This window comes from Photobacterium marinum, from assembly GCF_000331515.1.
In the GTDB taxonomy this organism is placed as follows: Bacteria; Pseudomonadota; Gammaproteobacteria; order Enterobacterales; family Vibrionaceae; genus Photobacterium; species Photobacterium marinum.
On sequence record NZ_AMZO01000035.1, the window covers coordinates 1 to 26,081 of the forward strand.

Consider the following 26,081-nt stretch of genomic DNA (forward strand, 5'->3'; position numbering starts at 1 on the left):
AACTTATCTCAGGACGGGACAGTAACAAGTAAAAAGCCCCGCTATATCAAGCGGGGCTTTTTTGCTCAAAACTATCAGCGTGTTGTATTAATTCAACTTAACCCATCCACGCGATGACAATGTTTTCGATTCTCAACTATCGATATAGAAAACGTTCTGTACTTAATCCTTTGATCAGGCTGACGCACATCAACAACAAAACAAAAGTAAATGGCAGAGCCGTCGCTACAACGCCGGATTGCAATGCCTGAAGCGCTTCTTTACCACCCACCCAAAGCAAAGTAGCGGCGATTGCCCCTTCGACTGTTGCCCAGAAGATCCGCTGCGGAACCGGAGCTTCGACCTTACCACCAGCAGTGATACTGTCGATAACCAATGAGCCAGAATCTGACGAAGTGATAAAGAAGATCAATATCAAAACAATTGAAATAATTGAAATGGCAGAACCGAATGGCAGAGCATCATAAACATGAAACAAGGTAAGTGAGATATCAGTTAAGCCTTGAGTTCCCAATTCTCCTACTTTATTTATCACCTGATCGATCGCAATTCCTCCGAATACAGACATCCAGACAATGGTCATCAGCGTTGGAATAAACACAACGGCAAACAAAAATTCGCGTACGGTACGACCTTTAGATACACGGGCAATAAACATACCTACAAATGGTGACCATGAAATCCACCATGCCCAATAGAATACCGTCCAACCATGCATCCATGTTGTATCTTCACGACCATGAGGGTTGCTTAGACCAATAATATTTTCCGCATAAGCCATGAATGTTTCAGGCAGTGAAAGCTTTGCAACATCAAAGCTGACATAAGTTACAAATAGAAGTAAGGCGAAAGCAAACAGCATATTGACGTTGCTCAGTAACTTCACACCACCATCAATACCGCGCACCACAGAAAAAATGGCAATCAAAGTAACAAATGCAATAACCACGAGCTGCATACCAATACCACCATCGGTACCAAACACATGATTAATACCACTTGTAGCCTGCTGCGCCCCCAAACCAAGGGATGTAGCCAAACCAAACAAGGTGGCCAATACAGCCATAATATCAATTACATGACCAAGCCAACCCCAGGCACGATCACCAAAAACCGGGTAGAAAACGGAACGAATAGAGAGCGGCAGTCCCTTGTTAAAAGCAAAAAAAGCCAATGCAAGCGCCACAATCGCATAGATTGACCAACCATGAACTCCCCAGTGGAATATCGTCGCACCCATTGCGAGTGATTTAGCTTCTGGCGTGTTCGGCTCTACGTTAAACGGCGTTCCCCACCAGTCAGTAAAATAAGCCGTTGGCTCTGCTACTCCCCAAAATAGTAGACCTATCCCCATGCCGGCAGCAAACAGCATTGCCATCCATGAAACTGTAGAGTGCTCTGGTTTAGCTTCTTTTCCGCCAATGCGGATTTTACCAAAAGGTGACAACATCAAGGCCAGAGTGAAAAAAAGGAAAAAGTTAGTTGCCCACATGAAGAAGACATCAAAATCTTCAATGATACCGTTCTTTAAGCTATTTAGTGCCGCTTTGGCGGTGCCAGGTTCAACAATCAGCAATGCCGAAATGAAGAGAAAAATAAGCCCTGCGCTAATGCCAAATACGGGGTTATGAATGTCAAAACCCCACTTTTGAATGTTGTCCTGACCAACCTGATAGTCGGTTGTTTCGATACTGTATTTTTTTAAAATGCTATCCATAAATAATACTCAAATGCCCATTCCTTATCGCTTTTTTATGAAAAAACTAAAAGCGGATTAACCTACAAACACAGATATAATTAGAGTTCTAAATAATAAATCACGAAAAATGTTAACAGGAACTGCATTTTCATTCAAATCTAATCGCAAATACAGCATTTAAGTACTCCGATAACTGTGAAATTACAACCCTAATGTTATGCACTCTAAACGTTTTCCCGTTACTGGAATTCCTGGTGTAAAAGTGGCTTATATACCAGCAAAAAACATGCAAAATATAAGTTGCTCTGATTGCAAAAATGGCCGTGCGATATGAGCACAATTGATTAGCGTAAACTAAAAATGAAATTCGATAAGAACAGTGCTAAATGTTTTATTTAAGGAGAAAGCCGCCAGATGCAAAAAGCGACTTGATATTATAATTAAATCAATACGTTAAATTAAAATTCATAGAGTTCATCGGGGAGCCATATTCAAAATCCCTTGAATAACTCTGCCCGATGATGAGCCAGGTATTTTTTATGTTCTTGTCGAACATGAAAAGCCATCTCCTCTTGTAAACCGAGCACTTCAGGTGCTTCAAGTTGACCAGAGATCATGACTTTTCCAGCATCATTAAATGAAATAAAACCGAGATCAAACGCTTTATCGAGATTTGCCAACAGAAGTAATCCATTGAATTTATCTAACCGCTCATGGTTATCAGCATCTCGCCAGGGCTTAATGTGTGAGGCCACCAGCAATTGGGTATTCTTATAACCGGTTATAGCGCAACCTCGCCACATATCAACCAACTGTTTTCTGAATGTTCCCTGCCCCATTCGGGTGCTGACCAGGATCGATTTTTCAGTCTCATTCAACTGAGTATCTTGCAATATTTGCTGTACGTCAGCCCGAAGATCGATCTGGGACAAATCAGCAAGAAAACGCTGATAAGCATTCAAAGCGGCACTGTACATACCTTTTCCACGAGAGTCGCGAATTTTAAACTCATCGACTTGTTTTATTTTTTCAACTAACCGGTGAAACTGACTAAATGACTTAACTTCAACTAAAGGCTGATCAACGAGCTGATTTTCATACATCCAATTTGAAATTGAACCACGTATAGCCTGCAAATAATTCTTGGCTGTTTTCTCTGATTTGCCGATATCTAACAACCACTGCTGGAACAAGCTTGCTAAATCAGACAAATTATTGGTCAACGCCTCTTTAAGTACATTAACCGTGATTGAGCTATTGATATAATCAAACAGCTCATCATCCAAAAAAGCATGAGAGACGTTCTTTGCTGAATAGCGTTTGACGGTGTCCGGGTCTACACCATCATGATAAACAAGGTGCCAAAACCCTTCACTTTTTAAGTGATAAAACGGATTTTCGGGTGTATTTCGATCATTACCCAGACTCATTTGCCCGAAAAAGTGACTAAAGCGTTCCTTTAATGTTGAATCAAACAATATCTTGTTTTGATGAATACGTCCGGCCTGAATCAAATCCATAACTGCCAGCAACATACAAACCTTATGAGGGCTTTTACGCCCGTTCTGACTGTTGGTATTCAAGTTTTGGAATTTGTCTACATACCACTCAAGAGACATACATCATTCCTGTTTGCCTATTACTACAGTCTGCCATTGAACATCATTCCGCCCCATTGAATCTGAGGTCAATTCAGTTTTCAGGCAGACATTCAATCCATAACCTTTAGCTAACTCATTCAGCTCATCAGCAGAAACACCATGATGAACCCTGCCGTCGCTAAAGGTGCCATGCCGCAGTGTAATCACCAGCTTGCCATCATCAGCCAGCAAACCCGTCAGTCTGCGAAATGCCAGCCCACGTAGTGAAGATGGCAAATGCATCCACACCGCTGAAACAAGGATCAGGTCATAACCAGCATCATCACGACTTACCGTTTCTAAATCAGGAAGCGTGTCATCAAGCCAACAGACATTAAGTGAACGGGTTAACTCAATACCTATTTTTCTGAATGATTCAGCCGGCTCGACAGCCACAACGGTACAACCACTCTGAGCGAACCATTTGGAATCGCGTCCGCAACCGGCACCTATATCCAACACCCGATAAGACGGCTTTTCCTCACATAGTTTCGGCCAGTAAATTTGCCAACCTGCATGAACATCTTCAAAGGAGACATTGAGATAATCTTCAGCAAGACGCTGAGCATTTTTTTGATAGAAAGGAATATTTGGATTCACAGCAGACACACTCAAGCTATGCAACTACTGACAGTTTACGCTTGATAATCTCTACTTTCATCAATTAGATAGTGAAATGTGAACCTTCATTGGCAGAACTCTAATTGAATTAGATTGTGTTCACTTCAGTAAAAAAGGGATTTCAGCAACATCTTCAATTATCGAGAGGCATACAGCCTCTCGATATTCAGTTTTGTGGCACTTCTATTTTTACTTCGGAATATTGAAGTTTTTATCATCCATACAAGTGAATGTGTAGTAACTGCTTCGCTCATTGAAGGTGCGGAAACCCTTGCCATGGCAATATGCGCCATTTAGTTCATGCATGTAAGCTAGAGTTTCTTCATTCTTGACCAGGAAGTAACTTTCGTTATCGCATACAACGCGAATTTTACCGTCATCCCCTTGAGAGAAAGCTTTCACCTTGGCACCACAAAGAGTAAAGCTGACATCAACGTATTCATCTGCTCGCTGATCAACCGATTTGGAACAGGCACCGAGAAGCATCGACAAAATAATTACACTAAAAATCCGTTTCAAAACACACCTCATGTAAAAAACCGTTTACTAGCAGTGTAGTAGCAGCTGATCATTCTAAGCAGAAATGTGCATATAAAAACAGCAATTTTATCCTTGGATGTGTTTTTTCTTGCCCCGCTTCTCATCTATACGACGACGATGCCATATTGAGTAGTGTCGAAGACCCGCCGGCCCATGAGCAATAATCACTGACATCAGTAATACAATAATGAACAAAGCAGGCTTATGCTGCGGAATAAGCACAAAAGAGCCAATCAACGCCAGCTTCACAAAGGTCAGTATCCCCTTCAACTGAATCAACCATAATTTCGACTGGATGATTTCCAGGCTCATCATGATCACACCGGTTGTCATCGCCAGCACCCACCAATGAAGCCAGAGCTCCCGCTCAACCCCATACAAAATGCCACCAGCAGAACCTGCAATACCTAAGATATGTAATGCTCTGATGGCCGTTTTGCTAAGACGTTGGATCCAAAAACGGGTTTCTGAAATAGAGAACTGTTCTGTTGAACCAGAAGATGATGAGGGCTTACGCGAGTGGGTTGAATCTGAGATTGTGTGTTCTGAAGTTGCTTTTTTCATTGTGTCTACAGGGTATTCTTTCATTTAGCTGAAGAATACCCTTTCTTGAAACACGTGTAATCTAATTTAAAGATTAAAGACCAGTCTGTTTATTACCGAGCCGCTTTCGTCAACGACGTGATGGCACCATCAACAACCATGATACAGTCCATACCGGCAGCCAAAGCGGCCTGTTTGCCAAGTTCAGTATCTTCAAACACCACACACTCTTCCGGTTGCAGGCCAATTCGTCTGGCTGCTTCAATAAACGTATCCGGAAAAGGTTTATGACGTTCAACATTATCGGCCGTTACCAATGCATCCAGCATAGCTAATATACCGGTTGACTCAAGCAACGGAACCGCATTCAGGCTCGCACTACCCGTTCCTACTGCGACCTTTTTGCTCTCTCTGTGCTCCTGCAACAAATCGTAAGTACTTCTGATCACATCACCTTTAAACTCGATTTGATCGAAGAAGTGATACTTGGTATTAGCCAGTCGTTGAGTATCAAAGTTCTGGCGATATCGATGATTGATCTGCTGTGCCGTTTTGATCGAAGGCATCCCACCGAGGCTGTAGATCCATTCTTCATCAAACGGAATTTCATACATTTCACAAGTCTGTCTCCAGGCTTGTATATGGGCTGGCATTGAGTCAATCAATGTACCATCCATATCAAAAATTAATCCTTTATATGCTGATAAATCCATAATGCTCCTGATTTATACTTTCCTGATAGCGAAAACCCTACCAACACTCCGTTTCAGTAATATTTCACTGTTTCAACCATACGATGCATTATGAACATTTATCAAGTAAAACAATCACATATTGCAGAAAAACGAGGTCTGCACCTATGTAATCGTTCACATTGCTATTAAACAATCACTTAGTTATATATCCAGCCTCACCAATCCCCATTTTTCGGCAATACGGTCAAAGAAACCCTGGGCTTTTTTCAGCTCTATCCAGCTGTTGATGTAATTAATCCAGACCTGATCATCTCTTGGCAATAACATTGCTATTGGAGTCGGACGACGCATCCCTTCTACCCGTGCCACGGTTAATTGCGGAAATCTATTGGTCAGCTTTGCCGCTTCGATATTTGAAGTCACGATTGCAGTTGCTTTATTGGCAAGTAACTGCTGGTAGTCACGAACAGGAGACTGAACTACGACATGTCTTGCCTTAGGAAAGAACTCTTTTACCAGGCTTTCCTGCAAAGTGCCTTTTGTTGAAGAAATGACAACCGACGATGAATTGAAATCACTCCATTTACGGTAGCGTTTAAAATTCAGCTTCTGAATCAATGGAACAAAAGCAAGATTGAAATAAGGCTGGCTGTAACCGGCTATTTTGGCCCGACTCATATTCAGTGAAGCACTGCCAGTCATGTCATATTTATTGGTAACCACACCTTTAACCAGTGATTTCCAGTCGGTAGCGACATACTCCACCGTCACACCGAGATCTTTTGCTAACTCAGTGGTTATATCGATATCAAATCCTTTATAAAAGTTTGTAGCCGGATCCCGGATAGTCATCGGATTCCAGTCCCCAGTTGTGCCGACTCTGAGCACCCCACGATCAAGGATTTCTTTCAGTCGACTGGATGCGGCATAAGCGGAACCTGAGAAACTCGGCAATAGAAGAATTACCACCAGCATTACACTTTGTACGACGTGCAACATCCTCATACCTACCTCTCACTGAAAACCAGAAACTGCAAGCAAGTAGGATAAAGATAGCAATATCGCTGTTTTTCAATTCGCAGAAAAGTGACCATTGTTCAGGCAAATATACATTTTCGAACAAATAAACATACAGAGAGAAAAAACAAAGCCTCCCTTATTTAAAGGGAGGCTAGTATTCACCAGAGCTTATACCCTTGGAATTTGTTGGGTAATACAGTGAATGTTACCGCCGCCAAGCAAAATTTCTCTCGCATCGACACCGGTCACCTTATAGCCCGGATACAATGCTGACAGCAAAGTCGCTACTTCATCATCATGAGCCGGATCGAGCAATGGATAGATAATATGCTGATTCGAAATCAGGTAGTTGGCATAAGAACCGGCAAGTCGCTCGCCCGCTTCGCGCTCCATACCATCAGATGCATCAACACCAAATGCTTCATCTTCAGAAATATACAATGGACCAGGCATAGGCATTTTGTGCACTTTTATCGTACGTCCTTTCGCATCTTTCTGCGTCTGCAATACATCCAATGCCCTACGGGAAATATCATACTGAGGATCCTGCTCATCATCGCACCAAGTCAGCACCACTTCACCAGGGCGGACAACATGGATCAGGTTATCGACATGCCCATTGGTTTCATCGTTATAAAGTCCTTGCGGGATCCAAACAACTTTCTCAACAGACAGGTAGTCACCCAGTACTTGCTCTAATTGCTCACGGGAAAGATCAGGGTTACGGCTTGGATGAAGCAAGCACTCTTCAGTTGTATAGAGCGTACCTTCACCATCAACATGAATAGAGCCGCCTTCCAGTACGATTGGCGCACGGTAGCTGTTATCTCCCAGAACTTCACACACTTTACGGGCAACAGCATCATCTTTATCCCACGGGAAATAAAGACCATCTATCAATCCGCCCCAGGCGTTAAAGTGCCAGTCGACACCACGCCTTTCACCGTTGTCATTAACAACGTATGAAGGACCAATATCACGCATCCAGGAGTCATCGGTACTCATTTCCAGCAGCTGAATATGATTGGGTAACATGTTACGAGCATTTTCAAACTGGGCTGCACTGACCACCATAGTGACAGGCGTTGTTTCTGCAATAGCTTCAGCCACTTTAGCAAAAGTCACCTGCGCAGGTTTGCCACCAAAACGCCAGTTATCAGTTCGCTCAGGCCACGCCATCCAAACACTGGCCTGAGGTTCATGTTCGCCCGGCATACGAAATCCGTCTTGTTTCGGTGTAGTAGTTAATTGTTTAGTCATTTTGTCCACCTAATTTTTTACGTGATACTGCTACGCGTTTTGATGTTGTAATGCGGCCTGCTCTGCTTTTTCTTTTCTGGCAATAGCCTGTTTCAGAAGGTATTCACCCATTGCAACGGTAAGAATCACTCCGATAAAGACAGGTGCGCTATAAGTCCAGTTAATGCTGAGTGTCAGTAAGTCAGGGAAGATGAACAGCACAACAGCCTGGGCAATAACGAAGAAGCAGATAATGCTCAGTACCCATTGCACACCCATGCTGCCAGGAACCCGGAAAGGACGAGGCGTTTTAGGATCGCTGATACGCAACTTCAGGTATGAAGGGAACATAAACAGATATGGCAGCAGGAAAATGCAGCTTGAGAATGCGAATACCGACCAGAACAGCTCATCACTGGACTGAGCAAACAAGGCATAAGCAAGAATAACAACGGTTGAAAGCATACCTGTGATGTTGTTAGCACCAACCGGGGTTTGGTATTTCTCGGATACTTTAGCCACCATTTCCGGCAGCTCTCCCTCACCGGCAGCTTCCGCTGCTGCACGGCTGGCACCCATTGTCCAGGTCACCATGTTGCCGATGAAGGTCAGAAGAGCCATTACACCGATGGCATACACCATGAACTGACCGAATGCGCCATCACCAAACAGCTTGCGCAAGGTATCAACAATACCGGCAACCAAGCCGATATCTTCTACCGGCAGTGCCATCAGAATGCCCACTGTACCGAAGACATACAGGAACGCGGTGATACCGGCAGCAAGGAATACCGATTTCGGCATGTCGCGGACATCTTTCATTTCCTTGGTCATAGTACCGACCAGCTCAAACCCCATCAGGTTGAAGACCAGTGCAGGCAGGAAAGCAACACCAGTATCCAGGCTTGGCATCATTGCAGACAATGTAAATTCATTCGCCACACCATGCTTAGCCGCGTAGATGAAGCCACCGAAGCCCAATACGGCAATCACGGTTATTTTCAGCACTGCACCGATATTAATAACCCAGACACCGACATCTACAGATACATTACAAATCCAGATAGTTAACCAGGTTAAGCCAATACAAATAGCGATTTGCCAGAATAAAGACAAATCAGGGAAGAACAACTCGGAAAACATACCCGCAAACATAATATAAACTGCAGGCATCCATAGTCCGACATTAATCCAATAGAACCATGTTGTTCTTACCGCCCATTTATAACCAAAAGCTTGTTTAACCCAGTCATAAATACCGCCTTCACCGGGATAGGTTGTACTTAATTCAGATGTTATTAATCCGTAAGGAATAACAAACACAATTAATGTCACCAGCCACCAGCCAATTGCACTTACACCAATTGAAGCCGATGCTGTTAATGTATCAACAACAATAACGGCACAGAGGCTAAATAAGGCTAGGCTGCCTACCCCCATTTTTCCCGTTGAGTTTTGAGTTTCCATAACAACTCTCCATTTAATTTTATTTCGGGTGCTTTTGTTCAACGTTTCGATACTTAATATCTAAGCAAAGCAATTAAGTGGCTGTCGTTATGAGAATCACTTATCGATAATTCGAACAGAAATCATTGCCAGGCCGTGACGATCGATTCAAAAAATGGGGTTAATTATTCAAAGGTTGAGAAAGTTGATTCTGATCAAGTCTGAGTTATGCCTGCAGACGATAAGTTTTATGCAAGCCGAGAGGCAAAATCCATAACGTGACAGGAATAATCAGATGAAAAACGACAAACCGATTTTGGTCGTCGCTGTCGGCGGAAACGCCCTGTTACAGCGAGGCGAAACCATGAGCCACGGCAATCAGGCTAAGAACATTGCCATTGCAGCAGATGCCCTGGCAAAACTGAATCAGGACTACCGTGTAGTGATTGTCCACGGTAATGGTCCGCAGGTCGGGCTGCTGGCTTTGCAAAACCTGGCTTATACCGATACTCCGCCCTACCCACTTGATATTCTCGGTGCCGAAACCCAGGGCATGATCGGTTACATGATGACGCAATCCCTTCGTCGCTCACTGCCAAATACTGAAATCAGCACCATACTCACTCAGGTTGCTGTTGACAGCAATGATCCGGCTTTCAATGACCCGAATAAGTTCATCGGCCCGGTTTACGACAAAGCTACAGCAGAGCTGATGGCCGATAAATACAACTGGTCTATCAAGCCAGACGGTGAATACTGGCGCCGGGTTGTACCATCACCTCAGCCTCAGGCTATTCTGGAAATTAACAGCATCAAAACCCTGCTGGAACAGGATCATATGGTAATTTGCTGCGGTGGCGGCGGATGCCCTGTTGTTGATGGAGAAAATGGCTGTCAGGGCGTTGAAGCTGTCATAGACAAAGACTTATCTGCGGCGGTTCTGGCAACTCAACTGGGCGCAGAACACTTCCTCATCCTTACTGACGGTGACTATGTTTGTGTTGACTGGGGAACTCCCAATGAAAAGCCGTTACATGATGTCAGCGTAGATGAAATCACCCAGTATCAGTTTGCGGCCGGCTCTATGGCGCCGAAAGTGGATGCCTGCTGTACATTCGCCAAAGCCACAAACGGTACAAGTCATATCGGATCTCTACATAAAACAGCTGAAATTATGTCACACAACTCTGGTACTCACATCAGTATCGAGTAAAGTGTTAGTAAAGGAACAAAAACTGCTGGCGACCAGGAAAAAACATGAAAAAAGAATCTACTAAACAACGTCTTGAGCGAATCCACACTGCCGCAACAAACCTGGTTTCCCAGCGGGACGTCAATAGCATTTCCATCTATGATGTTGCCAAAGAGGCTGCCATCGCAGCCTCAACCGTCTACCACCACTATCCGAACATCGAAGCACTGATGTATCGATTGATGGAAGACATCTTTGAAGACTTCAAATCAGTGCTGCAAAATGCCATCGTACCGGAGAAGATCAATCACTGGTCTGATATTAACCGGATGATTGAGCAAGGATTTGTAACCTATTACAACAACAACCCGCTGGTACAACGCATTTTGCTCGGCCAGCATACTTATGCTTCTATCCGCCATGCTGATGCACAGAATGATCTGGTGCTGGCAGAATATGTTGAAGTAATTTACCGTCGACATTTTGTCCTGCCGGAGCTGCCTAAAGATGTGAATATTTTTGCAATCGCCCTGCAAGTTGCGGATAAAGTATATTCAATGAATTATCGGGAAAATGGCTCCATCCCTCCGGAGATGGCAAGAGAAGCCATTACCGTAACTGAAGCATATCTCAGTGTTTATTTACCTAAAATACTTCCTCGCCAACCATTAATTAACGCTACTCATTAATCTGTTTCTCTATTGTATCTATTCCCTGGCAACTCCGGTTACCAGGGCTTTTTGTATGTATAATTCCATTAAAACCAACAACAAAATAATTTATTACTTCCTCTCTCATCACCTTGTCTTCTATAAACACCAAAATCGAATGACACTGTCAGAGGATTAAAATCAAATATCGAATTTATAAACACCACAAAAGTTAATTCTGTGATAAAAATCAATCCGTATTATCCCCCGGCAACACTTAGATCGATTAGTGATTCTGATTTGAGAATAAATAACTCATCACTTCAATAATAAACACATCCAAACAAGAGTGATAAATAAAGCACTCATTAACCGAATCAACTTATTACCAGAAACAAGAAGGAATGAATTATGAAACTGCCATCTTCAAGCGCTACTAACCTAAATAAAAAAGGTCTGCGTCATTTCTTAAAAACTCAGGATTTCACCAAAAAAGAACTAACTGACATTCTTGACCTGATGGCAATGCTTAAACAGGCTCGCCGCGATAATGCTATTCCGCAGCTGTTTAAAGGCAAATCTGTCGCAATGATTTTTGAACAACCATCAACCCGTACCCGTATCTCATTCGAAACAGCAGCAACCCTGCTTGGCGGTCATGCCCTGTTCCTTTCACCAAAAGACATCCATCTTGGTAGCAAAGAGTCTCTTGAAGATACTGCACGCGTAATGTCGCGTATGGTTGATGTCATCATGGCTCGTGTCGACGAGCACACCACAGTTGCCGGCCTGGCAGAACAAGCAAGCGTACCTGTTATCAACGGTCTTTGTGACTGGCTGCACCCGACTCAAATAATGGCCGACCTGTTCACCATGATTGAACACCTGCCTGACGGTAAGGCTCTGGAAGATCTGACGGTTGCCTTTGTCGGCGATGCCACCAACGTTGCTTCTTCACTCATGTTCGCCTGCACAAAATTCGGCATGACATTCAAGCACATCTGTCCAGACCGTTTCAAAGCACCTCAGAAATGGGTTGATATCGCTCTTGAAAACTGCGAAACATCCGGCGGCAAACTGGTGATTACCGACAATACTGATGAAGTGGCAGGCTGTGACATTATTGTTGCTGACAGCTTCTACTGGTTCGGTCAGGAAGACGAGAAAGAAATCCGCCTGTCTACCTTCATCCCAGAGTATGTTGTGACTCAGGAAATGATGGACAAAGCTGGCCCTAACGCAATGTTCATGCACTGCCTGCCAGCAAACGATCAGCGCGAATGTACCCGTGAAGTCATGGAGTCACCAAATTCAATTATCTTTGACGAAGCAGAAAACCGCCTGACAGCGCAAATGGCACTCTTAGTATACCTGACTCACAAACATAACAAGCTACCAAGTGATGCAACTGTCGCTGAGCACAAAGCAAAAATTGAGAACTTCCTGGCGACCTTATAAGCTCAATCAGCAATACAATCACCAGAAACAGAAAAAGGCACAATATGTGCCTTTTTTACTTGAGCTTAAGTTTATAAACCGTACTGAGCTTGATTATAAAACTCAGTAAGGACAAGCCTGCTGTAACTGGTAATACGCCTCTGCGAATCCTTCGTTAGGGAAATACTCTTTGTTTATCAACAAGCTTTTGCTTTCCGACCAGTTCGCCGCAAAGGAACCATTTCCATATGGAATGTTGTAGATCATAAAGTGGCGATCCTGCCGGTCAAAAATCAGGTTTGCCGACAAACGTCCGGATCTCAAGTTCGAGTTCCGGTAATACTGAAATCCAGTATTACAGCTTTTAACCACATACGAGCCCTTCTCACTCCTGACGCTGATATAGGGCATTCTGTTATTCTCAAAGAAACGCAGTTGCCACAAACCGGAAAGACTCTCAAGTTTAATGCGTGGCTTAGGTTTAGGCTTGACCGGAGCCACATTCAATACCTGCTTCTCCGATAATGCGGCTGATGCGGTGGCATCTACCGGATTGGTATCGAGTATCGTCACCACAGCCTCAGGCTTTTCCTTTGGCTCTTCAAACATCGCCAGCAAAGCTAACCAGGGCTCTTTACCAAGCGTAAAGAGCAAACCGGCAATAATGGCCGGCATCATCAATACCAACCCGTAACGGCGGATATTAAAACCACCCAACGCCTTTAGCTGGTTTTGAACTTTTGGTGCAAGGTCATCCATTGAGACAGATGCCCCCAATGAGGACGCAGAGCCGGAAGATGGCACAATGGCTCGGGTATTTTCACTGACTTTTCGGCGTGCCTCTTCAAGCTGACTATTCAGCCTGCGATTTTCACGTCTCAACCACTTCAGCTCATCTTCAACGGCATTGGTATAACGCTCGCTTTCTTCATTGCTGCTTCGATTCTTTTCCTGCTCTTCTTTAAGTTGCTGATTAAGCTGTTCATTCAGCTTCTTCAATGCCACAAATTCTCGCTCAAGATGCTTGAGCTTCGCATTGTTACTTTCAGCAGAGGGATCTTTGAGTTGAATGGTACGAACGGCTTCATCATGCCCTTTTCCTGCGCTTACTTTTTCGTAAGCTTGGACAATCATCTGCATTAACGCCTTAGAACCGCCTTTATCCGGGTGAAGGCGGCTTGAAAGCAGTTTGTATCGGCGCTTAACATCTGCACTGCCTGTTTTGTCGTCAGTGCCTAAAATATCGTGAAAGGAGGTCATTCTTTTTCTGCAGTTACCGTTAACTACGATTATTGTGCGTTCCCCTTCATCAGGAACGCAATAAAACAGCATGCCTTACTAACCAATAAATTATATGCATATCAATTTATTGGCTAATACAGGCACGCTGACTGTATTTCATATATTATCGGCAAATTTCCGGTAACTTTATACTTTGTAAACATAAAATCACCAGAGAATCAGAAATAAATGCTGACTCAATCACAATTCAGGAATTCAAATTGTGCTTACGCATCCTGAACTCACCCGGTGAACACCCCATATGCTTCTTAAAAACCCGAGAGAAATAAGAGACATCCTTAAATCCTGCCGAGTTAGCGACCTGAGAAATTTTCTCGCGGTCAGAACTCAGCAAGCCGCAGGCAAGATCAAGTCGTTTCTTGATAATGTACTGCTTTAAAGTGACCCCCATGATGCTATGGAACAGTCGCGAAAAATATGTCGGAGAATAATGACAGGCATTAGCCAGATCTTCCTCTCGCAACGGCGCACTGATATTTTCATCAATGATTTTTAACGCTGGTCTGATAGACAACTCGCGATGCTCAAAACCCGAATCAGCTTCACTTTCAACATGGTGTGTATGCAATCGACTAAAACACTCATCCAAATCCTGGCGAGTTGCCATTGCAGAAATCACATCCTCACCGCCGGCACGCAAGACATTCAATGCCAGATTGGCATCCAGTTTATGGTACACGACGACAACTTTAGCCAACGGGAAACGCCCCTTAACCGAGCGTAATAATTCAAAACCTTCCGATGATGAATCAATAACCTCAAGGAAAATCAATTCCTGCCCAGTCATTGTCGAAAGTAACTCAAAAGGCGAAACATCAACGACGTTGTGTGACAACTTCAGATTATCTCTGGCTTCTGCCGTTTTGTCATAATGACTACAACTAACCCAAATCACAAATTCACCTTACTAATAGTGTTATGGTTGCATGCAGTTCACTGCATGACGCGATTAAACACTCCTTGTCGATGAATACTAATTTTGTTTATTGTCTTATAAGAATAGTTATGAGCGTAACGTCAAAAAACTGACTACATATGAATTATTAACGTTCAGAAACCTAAATAAATCCAGTTTGACTAGTTTGTTTCAAATTTAAGCAATAATTACCGCACAATCTGCTACATCCAGCCTTTCAACGATTTACATCGAAAAAGAAGTCATTTCCACAAAGCGAGCATTCCAATTAGAAATATAAAACTAATTTCAAATTCCAAAAAAATCTATTTGGATAGCTAATTTAGCTCACTATAAAATAGTATAGCTGACGATAAAAAAATAACATTACAGTTTTTTTTGCTGGTATATGCGTAATTTTAAGTAAAACTGATTACATAACCTGTCTCAAATAGTCAACAAACAAAATCATTGTTAGGAATGTAAAGCCTCCCCCTTAGACTACTTTTTGAACTTTTTCCTTGTCAGATTGAAAAATTTCTCAGAACAATGAAAATTTTTTGCAGACAATCACATTTTTATCTATTAGTATTGTCGCTCGAAAATCGAGTTCCGATGAAGACAGCAGGAGAGTGGCTGAGTACATCAATGATTCCCAAGGATAAACTTTGGGTTAAACGTACTCTCCCGCCGAAGAAGTAAGCACCTCACCCGTTCTGATTCTCACAGATCATGATGTGTAAATCTTTCAGGCACTGTTCTGTCAGTTCAATGAATTGACAGACTGGTATGGACTGCTGTTGGAGGAGCCTCTGGAGAGATCCGTTAAATCGGACGCCGAAGGAGCAAGTTTTTGTTGCTATGCAAACAGCAACAGAAGTGAAACTCTCAGGCAAAAGGACAGAGGAGATAAGATCAACAGCTCTATATCTACGGGTCTATCCTGTAATACAACTTTTCTGTTGTTTTTTATCTCTTCCTTTGATGTTTAAGGGGAGAATGATGAATTCACTACACAATCTACTACAAACAATTGACAGCTTTATTTGGGGTCCGCCTCTACTTATTCTACTTGTTGGTACAGGTCTGTACCTGACTGTACGCCTTGGCTTTATTCAGATCCGCCATCTTCCACTGGCACTGAGCTATGTTTTTTCAAGCAAGAACAACGGTAAAGGCTCGGGGGATGTTTCCAGCTTCGCCGCGCTGTGTACTGCCCTTTCGGCAACCATCGGTACCGGTAACATTGTTGGTGTTGCAACCGCAATAAAACTGGGTGGTCCGGGTGCATTACTTTGGATGTGGATTGCCGCTCTGTTCGGCATGGCAACCAAATATGCAGAATGTCTGCTTGCAGTAAAATACCGTGAAACTGATGCCAACGGTCAGATGATCGGCGGCCCGATGTACTACCTTGAAAAAGGTGTCGGCAGCAAGTGGTTGGCTAAACTGTTTGCTATCTTTGCTCTGGGTGTTGCCTGCTTCGGTATCGGTACTTTCCCGCAAGCAAATGCAATTGTTGATGCCGCATACCTGTCATTTGAAATGCCTCGTGAATACACAGTCGTGATTCTGACAATTCTGGTTGCAACTGTAACTCTGGGTGGTATCAAGTCGATTGCCAATGTAGCAAGTAAAGTTGTGCCTCTGATGGCCGGTCTGTACATTACGGCATGTTTTACCGTGCTTTACTCTCAGGCTGATGCCCTGCCAGCAGCTATCCAGCTGGTTATCACTTCTGCCTTTACCGGCCATGCTGCAACCGGTGGTTTTGTTGGTGCAGGTATCATGCTGGCGATCCAGTCTGGTATTGCTCGCGGTGTATTCTCGAACGAATCTGGTCTGGGTAGTGCCCCTATGGCAGCAGCTGCTGCAAAAACTGACTCATGTGTTCGTCAGGGTCTGACATCGATGACTGGTACCTTCTTCGATACCATTATCATCTGTACCATGACAGGTCTGACGCTTGTAGTAACAGGCGCATGGGAAAGCGAGCACGCAGGTGCGGCAATGACTACATTTGCTTTCGCAAGTGGTCTGGATTCTTCTTTTTGGGGTCCACTAATGGTATCTGTTGGCCTGATGTTCTTTGCCTTCACAACAATCCTGGGCTGGAACTACTACGGTGAACGCTGCATTACGTACCTGTTCGGTGTTAAAGCAATCCTGCCATACAAAATCTTCTTCCTGATTCTGGTTGCCGGTGGTGCATTCCTGAAGCTGGACATGATCTGGATTATTGCTGATATCGTGAACGGTCTGATGGCAATCCCTAACCTGATTGGTCTGATCATGCTGCGTGAAGTGATTGTGGCTGAATCGAAGCAGTTCTTCGAACAACTAAAACTGTCGCAAACTGCAGACGCACAACCAGCGTAATCTGAGATATTCAGGCATAAAAAAGCGGTATCCGTTGATACCGCTTTTTTTATATGCGACAGATAAGAAAACACTGACAATTTAAATGCGAGACTAATCTAAATACTTTGTCAGTTGCTGATAAACATCAAAGCTGCTGTCTTCAAGCCAGCAATCTGAAATCATGCCATTTTTCTTTCTGAACATAACCATACCGGTCATGTGCACATCTTGCTTTCTTGCCGGAATTCGCGCCCATCCGCCGTTGTATGTAGCCGTACACTGATATAGCGCAACGGTTTTTTCCCCATCATTGATAACGTCTTTAACAGAAAATCTGACATTCTTAAACCGCTGGCACCAAATCGAAATAAAATTCAGGTACTCACTGTGGCTCAGAGTGTGGGTCCTTCCCCCCGGCAGATGAAAGTTAAAAGGATCTGCGGCATATTCAGCCAACAAACGCCCATCTGCCTTTCTCCAAATGTCAGTAAACCAATGGGTAACCCAGTCATTTTTATTATCCATGCGCGGTTTCACTCCAACTACAGCAATTTGCGCTTACTTATGAAATCCTAGACAAAAAAATGACATTTTGCAGTGACGTCCACAACGCTATCTATCTTTGAGCGCACAAATCCGCTTTATCACCTCGCTAATGAATAGCCAGTTGTGAAAAGGCCGACTGATAGTGAACGAAGTTTGGAATATGGGTATGGTGCTGGCAATCATCACCTACAGCAACAAAGTCATATCCCAGCTCGCTTGAAGCAAATTTATTCCAGTCGCCGTGACCGAAAAATACCCGACGGACAAAAGTATTGCCGGAATCCTGTTTGGCACGGAAAGCAGCCAGTGCCATGATCTCTGTGCGGCTCATCGCATCAGACGAAGAAGCAAACGTGATTCCTGATAAATCAATCCCCAGAGTACGAAGCTTGAGTTTAGCAACAGACTCCCAGCCACCAGTTGCGATAGCCAGATGGGTATCATTTCGCGTCTTCATCTGCTCAATAAATTCTTTTGCCCCTTGAATCAAACTCAATTCCGCAGGATTTTCAGCCAGAAACTCACGCATTCGCTCCAGATAACGCAACTCAACCTTACGGTGGATCTGAGAGCGACTGCCCTGCACTTCATGCTTAGCAATGATCTCATCCAGCACACCGGATTCTGTGACATTACGATACTGGCTCCAATCGGTATCAACCTTTACGCCTACAACATCTTCAATGGCCCGGCTATAGCATTCAGTATCAAGCCGGTCGCAGTCGACTAACGCACCATCAATGTCAATTAATAACAATTTCATTTTTACTACCTTTGTTTTTTTCGTGATTGGTAATGCGGGCATATCATGTGCTTGCTTAACGTCTGCGGCAAGTCAGTTACCTGTTCAATGTGTCGTTTTTTGCTCCACTTCAAACCTTTTGTTGTCAATGACTTAAAATTCGACCAACCAGAGATGATTTATTAATCAGGCAGCAATAATCTGTAATCCATTACACTAATTCCTTTAAACTTCAACACCATAGCGACCACACTTTTGCAATGACGTGACAAATCTGACTGGCAAGGATGTCAATTGCATACCACACTTGTATTGCTCTTATGGTTCAGGCAGTTACCTTAGGGTCAGCTGCCAGCCAGCATAAATAACAATTCAAACAACAATGGCTTGATCGGATCCGCTGAACTCGCCGTTAAATTACAAAGCAATGTCGTTTCGAAAAGGATGTAGCAATGAAAAATCAACCAAGTCGCAGAAGATTCTTAAAGCTCAGCCTGGCCGGTGTAATTGGGATGACGATGGGAGGCAGAGACCTGTTAAAACCAGCTCATGCCGCAGACCTACCTCAGCTGGCAGAAGATGATCCTCAGGCTGCTGCGCTGAAATATGTGCATGCCTCACCACATAGTGATAAAAAATGCTCAAACTGCGCCCTGCTTCAGGGGAATGAAGGTGACGAATGGCGTCCTTGCGCAATCTTCCCAGGTAAGGTGGTAGCGGCAGAAGGCTGGTGTTCAGCTTGGGCTAAAAAACCTTAAAGCACAGCTGCAAACTGAAAGAAAATTCAACAAACATTTCAGGCCCTTATAGGGCCTGAAATTTAGTATCGGAGAGAAATTTAATTTATAAGAAACACTGCTCTGCCCAGCGAGCCAGCCCAGCAGTTACTGAGCCAAAGAAACTACCGCTGACAACCGGTACATCCGGCAACTGCTGCTCAATACATGATCTCAAAATTGGCGAGCGAGCCGTACCACCGGTCATGTATACCACATCCGGTTTCTTGCCACTTTGTGTAATCGCCTCAGTTACAAGCTGACTGATTTTCACTCTTGGTGATTCAATCGCTGCTGCCATATCCTGCTGGCTGACATTCACTTCCAGCACCTCTGCGAAGCTGTTCAGTGCGATACGGCAATCTGGTGAATCAGACAGCGCGATTTTGCCTTCTTCTGCCTTTCGCACTAGCTGATAGCCTAATGTTTCGAAGTAAACACGCAGCAAATGATCCAGTTTTTGCGGTTCAGCCGCATCACGCTTCAGCTGATCCAGTACTTTGAGGTTGGCATTGCTATAAAAGTCGGTTTGAGCCGCAATGTTATTGATAGCAATCGGGTTCCAAAACTGACTAATTGGCATATCAATTCCCTTCTGAGTTTTACTACCCAGCCCCAGCATTGGCATCAATTGACGAAATGCAAGATGAATATCCAAATCATTACCGCCGACCCTTAAGCCACTATGAGCCAGCAAGCTTGCCTGACGATCTGCTTTGTTTCGCCACTGTGGTCCCATTTCAATGATTGAACAATCGGTTGTGCCACCGCCGATATCAACCACCAGCACCGTTTTGTTTTCCGTCAGTGTACTTTCGTATTCAAGCCCGGCTGCAACCGGCTCAAACTGAAATTCAATATTTTTAAAACCGGCGCGTATTGCAGCCTGAGTCAGGATTTTTTCTGCCTGCTGGTTTGCAGTTTCACCGCCGGAACCCTGAAAGTTAACCGGGCGACCAATCACTGTACTGGTAATATCCTGCTGCAGTGTCTGCTCGGATTGATTTTTGATGTTTTTCATCATGGCGCAAACCAAGTCTTCAAAGAAGCTGATTTGCACATCGCGTAATCCATTCGCGCCAAGGAAAGATTTTGGCGACTTTACGTAATAAACCTCTTCCGGATCTTCCAGATACAAATCCAGTGCAGCCTGACCAAGGCGTAAATCGCCCGCTTCAACAATGATGTCTTCTTCACGGTTGAAGGCAATTGCGCGACGTAACACCTGCTCTCCAACAGTATCCGAAGGTGTAACACCCATGTGACGGTACAAATATTCACTTACCGCTTCACGTGTCGGCGCACACAGTGTGGAAGGGATGTACTTCTTATCACCCTCGAGTGATAGCATCTGCGGATTGCCCTGCTCCATTACCGCTACTGAGCAGTTTGCTGTTCCGTAATCAAATCCTATGTACATACCGTACCTCCACATAGCAAAAGGTCGGCAATCATACTGAATTTCCAGAATTGTTCAATCACTTAAACATCTCAATCAGATACCAATTTAGAGTAAATAATTGTAAGTTTTGATTTATTTCCACGAATTTTCGCCAGAAGTCAGCCATAATTAGGCATTACTTATTTTCTTTTATATCTGTATCCATGCTTAAATCAATCGCTCCTTTGTTCCTCGCTCTTCTTGCTCTAACCGGCTGTAATGACATTACAGCCCCTCAGGAAGGTGAGAAATACACTGTTGTTACTGAAACTGCCAATACACCTGATGTAGTGGAAATTTTCTCTCTGGGATGTGGTCACTGCCGCAACATGGAAACCCTGTTACCTGAAATTAAAAAACAAGCAGGCGTTGAAATCAGCAAAGTTCACGTTACTTTTAACCAGAGTGCACAAGTTGCAGCTTACATTTACTACACAGCAGCAATTCAGACCGGAGGCCAACCTGACCATGCTCTGATGGAAGAAATGTTTGCCTACGTCCAGGATCGCAGTGACAACGTAACCGAAGAGCAACGCAAAGAAAAGTTGACTAAGATTTTCACAAGCCGTGAGCTATCCAGCCCATTTGACCTGTCAGAAGAACAGCAAAAGCAAGTGTATAAAAAGATGACTGACGCTGAGAAACTGGTCGCTAATGCTCAAATTGCTTCAGTGCCGGCCTTCCTGGTTAAAGGAAAATACTTGGTACAAAGCAGCGCTCATGAAAGTGTTGAAGATATGGCTGAAACTATTCGCTACCTGTCCACTATGGACAGCAAGTAAAAACGCCAACGAGCGCTTTCAAGTTAACCCCTAATACCGTACACAAAACAGCCCTTGATATGGGCTGTTTTTTTATCTCTTCCATCTATGAAACCCCACCCGACTTGCCAAGCTAAAATGCCGCTTTGCTTTTGGCCTGATTTACTCTCGCTGGACTCTCCTTAACCCAGCAAATCAAACAAACACACTTGTAGCACGTATATTATACGTTTTAGCGATAATAACGACATTTAAACACTATGAAACAATCTCATTTGCAGTATGTTTTGTATGATGAATATTGAGGTAGATCACGAGTTATAAGAAAGGGTTATGTTATGATTTAAATCATACAAATAATTCTACACAATTATACTTCTCTCCCCATTCTCCTGTCCGAATGGGGAGATTTTTTTTATTTGGGGATCTCACCCTGGATACAAAGGCCATTGATAGCAGTGACCAACCCGAGGTAATGATGCCAAAAGGGTCAAAACACATTCAAATTGTGATCTGAATTTGTTTTTTTCACGAAGTTTATTTACCAAAAAGACGGAACGAAGTTCTATCTTTTTTGTTCTCCCTACTCTTTGTCTTTCTTATAAAAATCACTTTTGAAGGCCTTTACCAATCTTCTATAGATGCTCGAATATAGAGCAGGCTTTGAGTTTATCGCGTCATCGCATTTCTCATTAAATTCGTCAAATCCGATATAGGATTTCATCTTGTTCTCAGTTTTATCTTTTGACGTGGCATTCTTATTTCTAATGTTCACGATTTCAAAGCCCTTATTTTTATTGTTATAACGAACTTAGCAATTCACTGATCTGGTTGAGTATTTGGAGGAAGCTGGCAAAACCAGCCTCCTCACTCAGGAGATTTTTACTTCAAATACTTAGGGTTTGAGCTCCCCCATAGGGTATATAAATCACAGAACAATCGGCCGGACTTCTCTTCCAATTCACCTCTAGTAATTTCCTCATGGCCTTGCTGACCATAAAGCACTACCTCATCCCCAAGGTGAACACCCTCAATGTCAGTAATATCAACCATGGTTGTGTTCATAGATGTTTTACCGACTATCTTCGCTTTCTTTCCATTGATCAGTACATAACCGATACGACTCAACGAACGCGGATAACCGTCAGAGTAACCTACAGGTAAGTTAGCCAATACTGATGGGCGTGATAGTACTTCTGTACTGTCATACCCCACTGTAGTACCAGCCGGGAAATGATGGATAGAAGCAACCTGTGTTTTGAAAGTAACTACACTCTTGTATTCAGGGAACACCGGTGTTGTATCACCGTACAAAGCGCCACCCGGTCTCACCATATCTAGGCGAGCCTCCGGTAGCATCAATGTAGTATAAGAATTGGCTGCATGAAGCGTAATATATTCCCTATTCAAGTCAGATTTTTGAATCAACCAGCTTGTTTCCTGTTTGAATCTTTCTAGTCCAGCGCGAGTTTTATCCAAATCTTCTGTCGGGAAGTGAGTCATCATACCGACAATATTTACGCGCTTAGCTTGCGTGATTTTAAGCGCTTCCTCTTTGCCTTCATCAGTTGATAGATCAATACCATTTCGGCCCATTCCACCAGAGTTGAAAGCTAGATGAACTGCAATATCTGTGTCGTATTTATTCGCCAGCTTTGAAATTGCTTCAGCTTGAGAATAAGTACCTATCAACTCTTCAACGTTAAATTGAACCGCTGCTTCAATTTCTGCAATAGTACCTGCACGGACTCTGACAATTTGTCCTTTGAAACCTTTCTTTCGAGCCATTTTAGCTTCTTCATTGCTAGCAATTGCAATACAGCTAATATCATTATTGATAACTGACGGGATCAGATTTTCAATACCGTTACCATAAGCGTCAGCCTTCATCACAGCACAAATTTTTGTTTCTGAACCAACTTCTTTTTTCAGCAATCGAATATTATTCTCGAACGTTGCTTTACTTACTTCAACCCAGGAATTCGACTGCATTGCCTGTTGCTCCTGGGGAGCAACATCTGATGACATAAGAAAAGGTGCAGCAACAGCATTTCCGCAAATAAGAGAAACAGATAATGCTAAGTATGATATTTTTAATTTCACAACAAACTCCATTTATTAAATTTTAAATTGCTCCACGACAGTGTGAAGATTCTCAGAACGTTTTTTCAATTCTTCCAGTTCAACTTCAGAATTCCTTGTCGCCAGATGGTTTTCATCCGCACTCATACTTAGCGATGAAACATTACCCGACAGATGCTGTGCCGCTTCCGATTGCTCTTTCATCGATTCAGAAATCTGCTCCATGCTATTTAGCAGGGCAATAATTTCTTCAGAGAACGTCACCAGAGAACCTCTGGCACTATTTGCATGAGATGTGCTCTCATTCACTAATTCAACAGAGGACTGCATATTCGACGTGGTTTTATTCGTGTCCGTGCGAATATTGTCCAGCATAGTTTCGATTTCAACCGTCGCTACCGAAGTGCGCTCCGACAGCTTTCTGACTTCATCAGCAACAACAGCAAAGCCACGTCCATGCTGACCTGCGCGTGCAGCTTCAATGGCTGCATTCAATGCCAACAGGTTGGTCTGATCAGCAATCTCTTTAATCACTGAAACAATTGAGTTAATTTCGTTGGTGCTCTTATCCAGATGCTCAAGGTTAGACGCCAGATTGATCACTCCAGTCTGCACATCTTCCATTCCACTTACAGCCTGATCAACCGTCGTCACTGTTTCCTGTGTCTGCTGCTCAAAGCGTTTAACCTGATCATTGATATCATTAGCAATCATTGAAACGCTCTGAATGCTGGCTGCTAATTCCTCTATTGCAGTTGCACTACTTCTTACATTTTCAGCCTGATCAACAGAGCGCTTGGAAATACCATCGAATATTGAATCCAGATTGGCTGTAACTTCTTTTATAGATTGAGAGCCATCATTAATATCGTGCATTCGACTGCGTAATGATGAGATAAAGACATTAAATGAGCGCGTGATAATACCGACTTCATCGGTGTTAGTAACTTTCAGGTTACGGGTTAAATTCCAGTCACCATCAGCAAACTCTTTCAGAACAAAATTGAGATAATTAATTGGCTTAACAGTTTTTACAGCAATGTAGTACGTCACCAGGAGCGTAATAGACAGAAGTACTGCTGCAAAGCCAATAACATGAACAATAACTTCATCCTGTAGTGCTTCAATGTCACTCAAAGCAACATCAACACCAATGACATAATACTCACCGTTTGCATTTCTGAATGGGACAAAGACAGAACGCCATAAGCCATATTCACCCTGATATTCTTCAAACTGAACCTGACGGGTAATGAATGCTTTAGTCAAACCTTTTGGAACAACTTTATATTCTTCAAGATACCAGTTTTTATAAGCCCCTGTTCTGAGCTCATCTTCTGTTTGATTAATATAGGTGTAATAAATTTTCCCGTTTTTCTGAACTGTAGAATATGCCCAGTCTATATTTGATTTTTCGACGTAAGAGCTTATGCGACGACTGATTTTATCATAGTTGTTTGTCTGTTCAGATAACACATTGTGAGTTGACTCACCGATAATCATGTTTAACGCATAAGCGGATGATATTAACTTTGAATCCAGTCCTTTGATTGCTGTCTTATATATTTCGTTGTAAGAGTAAGTAGAATATGACGTAATGATAAATAAAGCTAAACACGAAAAGCAGGCAAGAAGTTTGCCTCTTAATCCCCAATTAAAACTCATGATAATACCCTTCAAGTTAAATCAATGGTGACTTAACAAATCAACACAAATACCTAGCTTTACTGAAGCAAGCTATAAAAGTAGCAAATATAATAATTTTAATTATTGGCTATAACGTGAATGTATTTACTGAAGCATGGATAACCATTAGAGAACAACATACGTAATACAATTCACAAAGCGGAGGCGAGATTACTGATTTTAAACATTAATATCAATAACGCCTTATTAACTTATATATCAATATGTTACCGGGAATGACACTCCTATGTATTTCAACCGCATGCGCAAAGATGAATTTAACACATTGATTTTAAATAGTTATTCCAAATGGGAATATTCCCAAAAACATACAAAAAAACTCAAATAGTGAGTACATTTACAACTGGTACGAACAGTGATATTTATCCCATTTTTATGTAACGCAATGATGTTCAAAAACATAAACTATTGAATTGCGTCATAAATATGACTTCTGCGATATTTTTTTGACGTAAAATTGGCGTGGCGAATTTACCTAATAACAGGCAAAAGAAGCTATTTTTAGTATCAGTTCGCTAATAACTCAGGAAGAATATTTTAATATTCAAGAACAATGCAGGTTAAATAAAGTTTCCAACGTATGACGTGCAGATTAAGGGCAAGATTGCTAATAAAGAAAGCACATTTTATGTTAATAGAAACAACAAAAAGGAAAGAACGGAGACGTCTTTACTTCATAGATATACAATTTTAATCCAGTTCAACTAAAGCAAAATGACTGACTATATCAATGAGATAAACAGAGA

Annotated in this window: 22 protein-coding genes and 1 riboswitch; of the genes, 6 read left to right on the forward strand and 16 right to left on the reverse strand. The window is 42.9% G+C overall.

Annotation, left to right across the window (positions count from 1 at the left end; all coding sequences use genetic code 11):
* Window positions 1–136: 136 nt before the first annotated feature.
* From C942_RS20315 to C942_RS20355, 9 genes are all read right to left on the reverse strand, one after another.
* Window positions 137–1,717, reverse strand: a complete 1,581-nt coding sequence (locus tag C942_RS20315; protein WP_007469780.1) for a BCCT family transporter — start codon at window positions 1,715–1,717, stop codon at window positions 137–139.
* A gap of 473 nt (window positions 1,718–2,190) precedes the next feature.
* A complete protein-coding gene (locus C942_RS20320; RefSeq protein ID WP_007469782.1) occupies window positions 2,191–3,318 on the reverse strand; it encodes an HNH endonuclease in 1,128 nt (375 codons plus the stop codon).
* A 3-nt stretch (window positions 3,319–3,321) separates the two neighbouring features.
* Window positions 3,322–3,939 (reverse strand): class I SAM-dependent methyltransferase, encoded by a 618-nt coding sequence (locus C942_RS20325; protein WP_007469783.1) that lies wholly within the window; start codon window positions 3,937–3,939, stop codon window positions 3,322–3,324.
* A 210-nt stretch (window positions 3,940–4,149) separates the two neighbouring features.
* Entirely contained in the window at window positions 4,150–4,479 is a 330-nt protein-coding gene (locus tag C942_RS20330) for a hypothetical protein (protein ID WP_007469785.1), read from the reverse strand.
* 87 nt (window positions 4,480–4,566) lie between these two features.
* Entirely contained in the window at window positions 4,567–5,064 is a 498-nt protein-coding gene (locus tag C942_RS20335) for a hypothetical protein (RefSeq protein ID WP_232428204.1), read from the reverse strand.
* Between the two features lie 92 nt (window positions 5,065–5,156).
* Window positions 5,157–5,756 carry a beta-phosphoglucomutase family hydrolase gene (locus C942_RS20340; RefSeq protein WP_007469791.1) on the reverse strand — a complete coding sequence of 200 codons (600 nt, stop codon included), beginning with the start codon at window positions 5,754–5,756 and terminating at the stop codon, window positions 5,157–5,159.
* A gap of 183 nt (window positions 5,757–5,939) precedes the next feature.
* Window positions 5,940–6,737, reverse strand: a complete 798-nt coding sequence (locus C942_RS20345; RefSeq protein ID WP_007469793.1) for a transporter substrate-binding domain-containing protein — start codon at window positions 6,735–6,737, stop codon at window positions 5,940–5,942.
* Between the two features lie 189 nt (window positions 6,738–6,926).
* On the reverse strand, window positions 6,927–8,018 hold the full coding sequence (gene aguA / locus C942_RS20350) for an agmatine deiminase (protein ID WP_036801325.1): 1,092 nt from the start codon (window positions 8,016–8,018) through the stop codon (window positions 6,927–6,929).
* 30 nt (window positions 8,019–8,048) lie between these two features.
* A complete protein-coding gene (locus C942_RS20355) occupies window positions 8,049–9,464 on the reverse strand; it encodes an APC family permease (protein ID WP_007469796.1) in 1,416 nt (471 codons plus the stop codon).
* A 274-nt stretch (window positions 9,465–9,738) separates the two neighbouring features.
* Here C942_RS20355 and arcC point away from each other — a divergent pair, with 274 nt between their 5' ends.
* The 3 genes from arcC to ptcA all read left to right on the forward strand — a co-directional run bounded on the left by arcC (window position 9,739) and on the right by ptcA (window position 12,743).
* Window positions 9,739–10,656 carry a carbamate kinase gene (arcC, locus tag C942_RS20360; protein ID WP_007469798.1) on the forward strand — a complete coding sequence of 306 codons (918 nt, stop codon included), beginning with the start codon at window positions 9,739–9,741 and terminating at the stop codon, window positions 10,654–10,656.
* 44 nt (window positions 10,657–10,700) lie between these two features.
* Window positions 10,701–11,324, forward strand: a complete 624-nt coding sequence (locus tag C942_RS20365; RefSeq protein ID WP_007469800.1) for a TetR/AcrR family transcriptional regulator — start codon at window positions 10,701–10,703, stop codon at window positions 11,322–11,324.
* Window positions 11,325–11,696: 372 nt separating this feature from the next.
* A complete protein-coding gene (gene ptcA / locus C942_RS20370; protein WP_007469801.1) occupies window positions 11,697–12,743 on the forward strand; it encodes a putrescine carbamoyltransferase in 1,047 nt (348 codons plus the stop codon).
* Between the two features lie 102 nt (window positions 12,744–12,845).
* Here ptcA and C942_RS20375 read toward each other — a convergent pair whose 3' ends face one another.
* Both C942_RS20375 and C942_RS20380 read right to left on the reverse strand, forming a co-directional pair.
* Entirely contained in the window at window positions 12,846–13,982 is a 1,137-nt protein-coding gene (locus C942_RS20375) for a J domain-containing protein (protein ID WP_007469803.1), read from the reverse strand.
* Between the two features lie 229 nt (window positions 13,983–14,211).
* Window positions 14,212–14,919, reverse strand: a complete 708-nt coding sequence (locus tag C942_RS20380) for a helix-turn-helix transcriptional regulator (RefSeq protein ID WP_007469805.1) — start codon at window positions 14,917–14,919, stop codon at window positions 14,212–14,214.
* Window positions 14,920–15,721: 802 nt separating this feature from the next.
* Window positions 15,722–15,833, forward strand: a riboswitch (glycine riboswitch).
* A gap of 88 nt (window positions 15,834–15,921) precedes the next feature.
* Between C942_RS20380 and C942_RS20385 the strand changes: the two genes are divergently transcribed.
* Window positions 15,922–17,298, forward strand: a complete 1,377-nt coding sequence (locus C942_RS20385) for an alanine/glycine:cation symporter family protein (protein WP_007469806.1) — start codon at window positions 15,922–15,924, stop codon at window positions 17,296–17,298.
* 93 nt (window positions 17,299–17,391) lie between these two features.
* On the opposite strand, the gene C942_RS20390 is transcribed toward C942_RS20385, so the two are convergent.
* The gene (locus C942_RS20390; protein WP_007469809.1) at window positions 17,392–17,805 is read right to left on the reverse strand and encodes an ester cyclase; all 414 of its coding nucleotides are present in this window, start codon (window positions 17,803–17,805) and stop codon (window positions 17,392–17,394) included.
* A 127-nt stretch (window positions 17,806–17,932) separates the two neighbouring features.
* Window positions 17,933–18,589: an HAD family hydrolase gene (locus C942_RS20395; RefSeq protein ID WP_007469811.1), complete on the reverse strand. Its 657-nt coding sequence runs from the start codon at window positions 18,587–18,589 to the stop codon at window positions 17,933–17,935.
* Between the two features lie 431 nt (window positions 18,590–19,020).
* Between C942_RS20395 and C942_RS20400 the strand changes: the two genes are divergently transcribed.
* Window positions 19,021–19,326: a high-potential iron-sulfur protein gene (locus C942_RS20400; protein ID WP_007469812.1), complete on the forward strand. Its 306-nt coding sequence runs from the start codon at window positions 19,021–19,023 to the stop codon at window positions 19,324–19,326.
* A gap of 85 nt (window positions 19,327–19,411) precedes the next feature.
* Here the strand turns inward: C942_RS20400 and yegD are convergent, their stop codons facing one another.
* Window positions 19,412–20,764 (reverse strand): molecular chaperone, encoded by a 1,353-nt coding sequence (yegD, locus tag C942_RS20405; RefSeq protein WP_007469814.1) that lies wholly within the window; start codon window positions 20,762–20,764, stop codon window positions 19,412–19,414.
* 185 nt (window positions 20,765–20,949) lie between these two features.
* On the opposite strand from yegD, the gene C942_RS20410 reads away from it, so the two are divergent.
* On the forward strand, window positions 20,950–21,567 hold the full coding sequence (locus tag C942_RS20410) for a thioredoxin domain-containing protein (protein ID WP_007469815.1): 618 nt from the start codon (window positions 20,950–20,952) through the stop codon (window positions 21,565–21,567).
* 861 nt (window positions 21,568–22,428) lie between these two features.
* On the opposite strand, the gene alr is transcribed toward C942_RS20410, so the two are convergent.
* Entirely contained in the window at window positions 22,429–23,649 is a 1,221-nt protein-coding gene (gene alr, locus C942_RS20420) for an alanine racemase (RefSeq protein WP_007469817.1), read from the reverse strand.
* Window positions 23,650–23,664: 15 nt separating this feature from the next.
* On the reverse strand, window positions 23,665–25,131 hold the full coding sequence (locus tag C942_RS20425) for a methyl-accepting chemotaxis protein (protein WP_007469819.1): 1,467 nt from the start codon (window positions 25,129–25,131) through the stop codon (window positions 23,665–23,667).
* Window positions 25,132–26,081: the final 950 nt, after the last annotated feature.